5 protein-coding genes and 2 pseudogenes are annotated in these 8,201 nt (G+C 53.7%); all 7 read left to right on the forward strand.

What is annotated here, in order from left to right; translation table 11 throughout:
- The first annotated feature begins 2 nt into the window (after positions 1–2).
- Entirely contained in the window at positions 3–59 is a 57-nt protein-coding gene (locus tag RTW80_RS31610; RefSeq protein ID WP_003032489.1) for an IS1 family transposase, read from the forward strand.
- A gap of 9 nt (positions 60–68) precedes the next feature.
- Positions 69–167: pseudogene (locus tag RTW80_RS21570) on the forward strand (hypothetical protein); the annotation flags it as partial.
- A gap of 18 nt (positions 168–185) precedes the next feature.
- Positions 186–1,217: a multidrug efflux transporter periplasmic adaptor subunit MdtN gene (gene mdtN, locus RTW80_RS21575; protein WP_000446378.1), complete on the forward strand. Its 1,032-nt coding sequence runs from the start codon at positions 186–188 to the stop codon at positions 1,215–1,217.
- A pseudogene (gene mdtO, locus RTW80_RS21580) lies at positions 1,217–3,268 on the forward strand (multidrug efflux transporter permease subunit MdtO). Before mdtN ends, mdtO begins: the two are co-directional and overlap by 1 nt.
- Positions 3,265–4,731 carry a multidrug efflux transporter outer membrane subunit MdtP gene (mdtP, locus tag RTW80_RS21585; RefSeq protein ID WP_032247765.1) on the forward strand — a complete coding sequence of 489 codons (1,467 nt, stop codon included), beginning with the start codon at positions 3,265–3,267 and terminating at the stop codon, positions 4,729–4,731. Before mdtO ends, mdtP begins: the two are co-directional and overlap by 4 nt.
- Positions 4,732–4,928: 197 nt before the next feature.
- The gene (fdhF, locus tag RTW80_RS21590; RefSeq protein WP_077758456.1) at positions 4,929–7,076 is read left to right on the forward strand and encodes a formate dehydrogenase subunit alpha; all 2,148 of its coding nucleotides are present in this window, start codon (positions 4,929–4,931) and stop codon (positions 7,074–7,076) included.
- A gap of 93 nt (positions 7,077–7,169) precedes the next feature.
- On the forward strand, positions 7,170–7,859 hold the full coding sequence (gene yjcO / locus RTW80_RS21595) for a Sel1 family TPR-like repeat protein YjcO (protein ID WP_000719886.1): 690 nt from the start codon (positions 7,170–7,172) through the stop codon (positions 7,857–7,859).
- Positions 7,860–8,201: the final 342 nt, after the last annotated feature.

Raw genomic sequence — 8,201 nt, forward strand, 5'->3', positions numbered from 1 at the left:
CGGTGGAGCTGCATGACAAAGTCATCGGGCATTATCTGAACATAAAACACTATCAATAAGTTGGAGTCATTACCCAGCGGGCAAATATCAATCTGGCATTTGTCGGAATTATTTATACCGCCCTTTTTGCTCTCTACGCCATGCTGTTCTGGCTGGCATTTTTCTAATCTATTTGAGACGCGCTCATGGAAAGTACGCCGAAAAAAGCTCCTCGCAGTAAATTCCCTGCTCTGTTAGTGGTTGCGTTGGCGCTGGTTGCCCTTGTTTTCGTTATCTGGCGCGTAGACAGTGCGCCATCAACTAATGACGCTTACGCGTCAGCAGATACCATTGATGTGGTACCGGAAGTCAGCGGCCGCATTGTAGAACTGGCGGTCACCGACAACCAGGCAGTCAAACAGGGCGATTTGCTGTTCCGCATCGACCCGCGCCCGTACGAAGCCAATCTGGCGAAAGCTGAAGCCTCCCTCGCGGCGCTGGATAAGCAAATTATGCTCACCCAGCGTAGCGTTGACGCGCAACAGTTTGGTGCCGACTCGGTTAATGCCACGGTAGAAAAAGCCCGTGCCGCCGCGAAACAGGCCACAGATACATTACGCCGCACCGAGCCATTACTGAAAGAAGGTTTTGTCTCAGCGGAAGATGTTGACCGTGCAAGAACGGCGCAGCGCGCCGCAGAAGCGGATCTTAATGCCGTATTGTTACAGGCGCAGTCAGCCGCCAGCGCCGTCAGCGGCGTGGATGCATTAGTTGCCCAGCGTGCGGCGGTCGAAGCGGATATTGCCCTGACCAAACTGCATCTGGAAATGGCGACCGTTCGCGCGCCGTTTGATGGCCGGGTCATTTCCCTCAAAACCTCCGTCGGGCAATTTGCTTCTGCCATGCGCCCTATTTTTACCCTAATCGACACTCGTCACTGGTATGTGATCGCCAACTTCCGCGAAACCGATCTGAAAAATATTCGCTCAGGTACACCCGCAACGATTCGCCTGATGAGTGACAGCGGCAAAACCTTCGAGGGTAAAGTGGATTCGATTGGCTACGGCGTGCTACCGGATGACGGCGGCCTGGTGCTGGGCGGCCTGCCGAAAGTGTCTCGTTCTATTAACTGGGTCCGCGTTGCCCAGCGTTTTCCGGTCAAAATCATGGTCGATAAACCTGACCCGGAAATGTTCCGCATCGGCGCTTCGGCAGTCGCTAATCTTGAGCCGCAATAATGAGCGCGCTCAACTCCCTGCCATTACCGGTGGTCAGGCTGCTGGCGTTCTTTCATGAAGAGTTAAGCGAGCGGCGACCAGGTCGCGTGCCGCAGACCGTGCAACTCTGGGTAGGCTGCCTGCTGGTGATTCTGATCTTGATGACCTTTGAGATCCCTTTTGTGGCGTTATCGCTGGCAGTGCTGTTTTACGGTATTCAGTCGAACGCGTTTTACACCAAATTTGTCGCGATCTTGTTTGTGGTTGCCACGGTGCTGGAGATCGGCAGCCTGTTTTTGATCTACAAATGGTCATACGGCGAACCGTTGATCCGATTGATCATCGCCGGACCGATCCTGATGGGCTGCATGTTTTTGATGCGCACCCATCGCTTGGGGCTGGTCTTTTTCGCCGTCGCCATTGTCGCTATTTACGGGCAAACCTTCCCCGCCATGCTCGACTATCCGGAAGTGGTCGTGCGCTTAACGCTGTGGTGTATCGTTGTTGGCCTCTATCCAACCTTGCTGATGACGTTAATCGGCGTGCTGTGGTTTCCCAATCGTGCCATTTCGCAAATGCATCAGGCGCTTAATGATCGGCTTGATGATGCCATTAGTCACCTGACAGACAGCCTCGCACCGCTACCCGAAACGCGGATTGAAAGAGAGGCGCTGGCGCTACAAAAACTCAATGTCTTTTGCCTCGCGGACGATGCCAACTGGTGAACTCAAAACGCATGGTGGCAAAGCTGCGTGGCAACGGTAACCTACATTTACTCGACGCTGAATCGCTACGATCCCACCTCTTTTGCTGATTCTCAGGCAATTATTGAATTCCGACAAAAATTAGCCTCAGAAATCAACAAGCTGCAGCATTCCATTGCCGAAGGTCAGTGCTGGCAAAGCGACTGGCGGATCAGTGAAAGTGAAGCGATGGCGGCACGGGAATGTAACCTGGAGAATATCTGCCAGACGTTGTTACAACTGGGTCAGATGGACCCGAATACGCCGCCAACGCCCGCCGCCAAACCACCATCAATGGCCGCCGATGCTTTTACCAATCCAGACTATATGCGCTACGCGGTAAAAACGCTGCTCGCCTGTTTGATCTGTTACACCTTCTACAGCGGCGTCGACTGGGAAGGCATTCACACCTGTATGCTGACCTGCGTGATCGTCGCTAACCCGAATGTCGGTTCGTCGTACCAGAAGATGGTGCTGCGTTTTGGCGGGGCTTTTTGCGGCGCGATTCTGGCGCTGTTATTCACGCTACTGGTCATGCCCTGGCTGGACAATATTGTCGAATTGCTGTTTGTGCTGGCACCTATTTTCCTGTTGGGCGCATGGATTGCCACCAGCTCTGAACGTTCTTCTTATATCGGCACACAGATGGTGGTCACCTTCGCGCTCGCCACGCTCGAAAACGTTTTTGGCCCGGTGTACGACCTGGTGGAAATTCGCGATCGCGCCCTGGGTATCATCATTGGTACCGTGGTGTCCGCGGTGATTTACACCTTTGTCTGGCCTGAGAGTGAAGCGCGCACGCTGCCGCAAAAACTGGCTGGCGCGCTGGGTATGTTAAGTAAAGTAATGCGGATCCCACGCCAGCAGGAAGTCACGGCTCTGCGCACTTATCTGCAAATTCGTATAGGTCTGCATGCGGCGTTTAATGCCTGTGAAGAGATGTGCCAACGCGTGGCGCTGGAGCGTCAACTGGACAGCGAAGAACGCGCATTACTGATTGAACGTTCGCAAACGGTTATTCATCAGGGCCGCGATCTTCTTCACGCCTGGGATGCCACCTGGAACTCGGCGCAGGCGCTGGATAACGCACTACAGCCGGACAGAGCAGGTCAGTTTGCCGACGCCCTGGAGAAATACGCTGCCGGTCTGGCAACCGCACTCAGCCGTTCTCCTCAAATAACGCTTGAAGAGACACCCGCCTCTCAGGCCATCCTGCCCACCTTATTAAAACAGGAGCAACACGTCTGCCAGCTTTTCGCCCGCTTGCCAGACTGGACAGCCCCGGCATTAACGCCCGCCACGGAACAGGCACAAGGAGCCACGCAATGATCAATCGTCAACTTTCACGTCTGCTGTTGTGCAGCATTCTCGGCAGCACGACGCTGATTTCCGGCTGTGCCCTGGTACGTAAGGATTCTGCACCTCATCAACAGCTCAAACCGGAACAAATCAAACTGGCCGACGATATTCATCTTGCCAGCTCCGGCTGGCCGCAGGCGCAGTGGTGGAAACAACTCAATGACCCGCAGCTGGATGCGCTGATCCAACGGACGCTAAGTGGTTCACACACCCTCGCCGAAGCGAAACTGCGGGAAGAAAAAGCGCAGTCCCAGGCCGATTTGTTAGATGCCGGTTCACAATTACAGGTCGCAGCGTTAGGGATGCTCAACCGCCAACGTGTCTCGGCGAACGGCTTTTTAAGCCCTTATTCAATGGATGCGCCAGCACTGGGTATGGACGGGCCGTACTATACGGAAGCCACAGTAGGTTTGTTTGCCGGACTGGATCTTGATTTGTGGGGTGTGCATCGCTCAGCGGTTGCCGCCGCCATTGGCGCGCATAATGCCGCGCTGGCAGAAACCGCAGCAGTAGAGCTATCGCTGACCACGGGCGTAGCGCAGCTTTATTACAGTATGCAGGCCAGCTATCAGATGCTCGATCTGTTAGAACAAACTCGCGATGTGATTGATTACGCGGTGAAAGCGCACCAAAGTAAAGTGGCGCACGGTCTGGAAGCGCAAGTGCCTTTCCACGGCGCGCGGGCACAGATTCTGGCGGTCGATAAACAAATTGCTGCCGTTAAAGGGCAAATCACCGAAACGCGAGAATCTCTGCGTGCATTGATTGGCGCGGGAGCCAGCGATATGCCGGAGATCAAACCGGTGGCATTACCGCAAGTACAGACCGGCATTCCGGCGACGCTCTCTTATGAGTTGCTCGCCAGACGCCCGGATCTGCAAGCCATGCGCTGGTATGTTCAGGCGTCATTAGATCAGGTGGATTCCGCGCGGGCGTTGTTCTACCCGAGCTTTGATATCAAAGCGTTTTTCGGCCTTGATGCCATCCACCTGGATACCTTATTCAAAAAAACCAGTCGCCAGTTCAACTTCATCCCGGGTCTGAAATTGCCGCTGTTTGACGGTGGACGGTTGAATGCCAATCTCGAAGGCACTCGCGCCGCCAGCAACATGATGATTGAACGTTACAACCAGTCAGTACTGAACGCGGTGCGCGACGTTGCCGTCAACGGCACGCGTCTGCAAACGCTCAACGACGAGCGAGAGATGCAGGCTGAACGCGTGGAAGCAACGCGCTTCACCCAGCGCGCTGCCGAGGCCGCCTATCAGCGCGGCTTAACCAGCCGCTTACAGGCCACTGAAGCCCGGTTGCCAGTACTTGCCGAAGAGATGTCATTACTGATGCTGGACAGCCGCCGGGTGATCCAAAGCATTCAGTTGATGAAATCGCTGGGCGGCGGGTATCAGGCGGCTCCCGTCGTCGAGAAAAAATAAAATGTCTGCCGCGTGATGGCTGTCACGTGGTATTTCGTTTCGTCACGTCAAAACTGACGACAGCCTGTTTTTCGTCAGAGTTTTGAATAAATAGTGCCCGTAATATCAGGGAATGACCCCAAATAAAATGTGGCATAAAAGATGCATACTGTAGTCGAGAGCGCGTATGCGTGATTTGATTAACTGGAGCGAGACCGATGAAAAAAGTCGTCACGGTTTGCCCCTATTGCGCATCAGGTTGCAAAATCAACCTGGTCGTCGATAACGGCAAAATCGTCCGGGCGGAGGCAGCGCAGGGGAAAACCAACCAGGGTACCCTGTGTCTGAAGGGTTATTATGGCTGGGATTTCATTAACGATACCCAGATCCTGACCCCGCGCCTGAAAACCCCCATGATCCGTCGCCAGCGTGGCGGCAAACTCGAACCTGTTTCCTGGGATGAGGCACTGAATTACGTTGCCGAGCGTCTGAGCGCCATCAAAGAGAAGTACGGTCCGGATGCCATCCAGACGACCGGCTCCTCGCGTGGTACGGGTAACGAAACCAACTATGTAATGCAAAAATTTGCGCGCGCCGTTATTGGTACCAATAACGTTGACTGCTGCGCTCGTGTCTGACACGGCCCATCGGTTGCAGGTCTGCACCAATCGGTCGGTAATGGCGCAATGAGCAATGCTATTAACGAAATTGATAATACCGATTTAGTGTTCGTTTTCGGGTACAACCCGGCGGATTCCCACCCAATCGTGGCGAATCACGTAATTAACGCTAAACGTAACGGGGCGAAAATTATCGTCTGCGATCCGCGCAAAATTGAAACCGCGCGCATTGCTGACATGCACATTGCACTGAAAAACGGCTCGAACATCGCGCTGTTGAATGCGATGGGCCATGTCATTATTGAAGAAAATCTGTACGACAAAGCATTCGTCGCTTCCCGTACAGAAGGCTTTGAAGAGTATCGTAAAATCGTTGAAGGCTACACGCCGGAGTCGGTTGAAGATATCACCGGCGTCAGCGCCAGTGAGATTCGTCAGGCGGCACGGATGTATGCCCAGGCGAAAAGCGCCGCCATCCTGTGGGGCATGGGTGTAACCCAGTTCTACCAGGGCGTGGAAACCGTGCGTTCTCTGACCAGTCTCGCGATGCTGACCGGTAACCTCGGTAAGCCACATGCGGGTGTTAACCCGGTTCGTGGTCAGAACAACGTACAGGGTGCCTGCGATATGGGCGCGCTGCCGGATACGTATCCGGGATACCAGTACGTGAAAGATCCGGCTAACCGCGAGAAATTCGCCAAAGCCTGGGGCGTGGAAAGCCTGCCTGCTCATACCGGTTATCGCATCAGCGAGCTGCCGCACCGCGCAGCGCATGGCGAAGTGCGTGCCGCGTACATTATGGGCGAAGATCCGCTACAAACTGACGCGGAGCTGTCGGCAGTACGTAAAGCCTTTGAAGATCTGGAACTGGTCATCGTTCAGGACATCTTTATGACCAAAACCGCGTCGGCGGCGGATGTTATTTTACCGTCAACGTCGTGGGGCGAGCATGAAGGCGTGTTTACTGCGGCTGACCGTGGCTTCCAGCGTTTCTTCAAAGCAGTTGAACCGAAATGGGATCTGAAAACGGACTGGCAAATCATCAGTGAAATCGCCACCCGTATGGGTTATCCGATGCACTACAACAACACCCAGGAGATCTGGGATGAGTTGCGTCATCTGTGCCCGGATTTCTACGGTGCGACTTACGAGAAAATGGGCGAACTGGGCTTCATTCAGTGGCCTTGCCGCGATACTTCAGATGTCGATCAGGGGACTTCTTATCTGTTTAAAGAGAAGTTTGATACCCCGAACGGTCTGGCGCAGTTCTTCACCTGCGACTGGGTAGCGCCAATCGACAAACTCACCGACGAGTACCCGATGGTACTGTCAACGGTGCGTGAAGTTGGTCACTACTCTTGCCGTTCGATGACCGGTAACTGTGCGGCACTGGCGGCGCTGGCTGATGAACCTGGCTACGCACAAATCAATACCGAAGACGCCAAACGTCTGGGTATTGAAGATGAGGCATTGGTTTGGGTGCACTCGCGTAAAGGCAAAATTATCACCCGTGCGCAGGTCAGCGATCGTCCGAACAAAGGGGCGATTTACATGACCTACCAGTGGTGGATTGGTGCCTGTAACGAGCTGGTTACCGAAAACTTAAGCCCGATTACGAAAACGCCGGAATACAAATACTGCGCCGTGCGCGTCGAGCCGATCGCCGATCAGCGCGCCGCCGAGCAGTACGTGATTGACGAGTACAACAAGTTGAAAACTCGCCTGCGCGAAGCGGCACTGGCGTAATACAGTCCTTTCTACAGCCTCCTTTCGGAGGCTGTTTTTTTATCCATTCGAACTCTTTATACTGGTTACTCCCTACCCAATCGTATTATCAAAATGAAAAAAATTATCGCATTGATGTTGTTTTTGACATTCTTTGCCCACGCCAACGACTCCGAGCCTGGCAGCCAGTATTTAAAGGCAGCAGAGGCCGGGGACCGACGCGCACAATATTTTCTTGCCGACAGCTGGTTTAGCTCCGGCGATTTGAGCAAAGCCGAATATTGGGCACAGAAAGCCGCCGACAGCGGTGATGCTGATGCCTGCGCGCTGTTGGCGCAGATCAAAATCACCAATCCGGTCAGTCTGGACTATCCACAAGCAAAAGTTCTTGCAGAGAAAGCGGCGCAAGCGGGCAGTAAAGAAGGTGAAGTAACGCTGGCGCATATTCTGGTAAATACTCAAGCGGGTAAACCGGATTATCCAAAGGCGATTTCGCTGTTAGAAAACGCCTCGGAAGATCTGGAGAACGACTCTGCCGTCGATGCCCAAATGCTGCTTGGTTTGATTTACGCCAACGGCGTGGGCATTAAGGCCGACGATGACAAGGCAACCTGGTATTTCAAACGCAGCTCTGCAATTTCCCGAACCGGTTATTCCGAGTACTGGGCGGGAATGATGTTCTTAAACGGTGAAGAAGGTTTTATCGAGAAGAACAAGCAAAAGGCGCTGCACTGGTTGAACCTGAGCTGTATGGAAGGGTTTGATACCGGGTGTGAAGAGTTTGAAAAATTAACCAACGGTTAAGATAGGCCTGATAAGACGCGGCAAGCGTCGCATCAGGCATTGATGTCGGATGCGGCGTAAACGCCTTATCCGACCTACAAAATCACGCTAAATCAGGCTATTGCGCTGTCTGGCGTAGGCCTGATAAGACGCGTTAAGCGTCGCATCAGGCGTTGATGTCGGATGCGGCATAAACGCCTTATCCGACCTACAAAATCACGCTAAATCAGGCTATTGCGCTGTCTGGCGTAGGCCTGATAAGACGCGGCAAGCGTCGCATCAGGCGTTGATGTCGGATGCGGCGTAAACGCCTTATCCGACCTACAAAATCACGCTAAATCAGGCTATTGCGCTGTCTGGCGT

The sequence above is a fragment of the Escherichia sp. AM3 genome (assembly GCF_032029835.1).
GTDB classification, from domain to species: Bacteria; Pseudomonadota; Gammaproteobacteria; order Enterobacterales; family Enterobacteriaceae; genus Escherichia; species Escherichia coli.

What these genes read in the sequence shown, in the direction of transcription:
- mdtN (WP_000446378.1), top strand. Translation starts at nt 186, where the DNA reads ATGGAAAGTACGCCGAAAAAAGCTCCTCGCAGTAAATTCCCTGCTCTG.
- mdtP (WP_032247765.1), top strand. Translation starts at nt 3,265, where the DNA reads ATGATCAATCGTCAACTTTCACGTCTGCTGTTGTGCAGCATTCTCGGC.
- yjcO (WP_000719886.1), top strand. Translation starts at nt 7,170, where the DNA reads ATGAAAAAAATTATCGCATTGATGTTGTTTTTGACATTCTTTGCCCAC.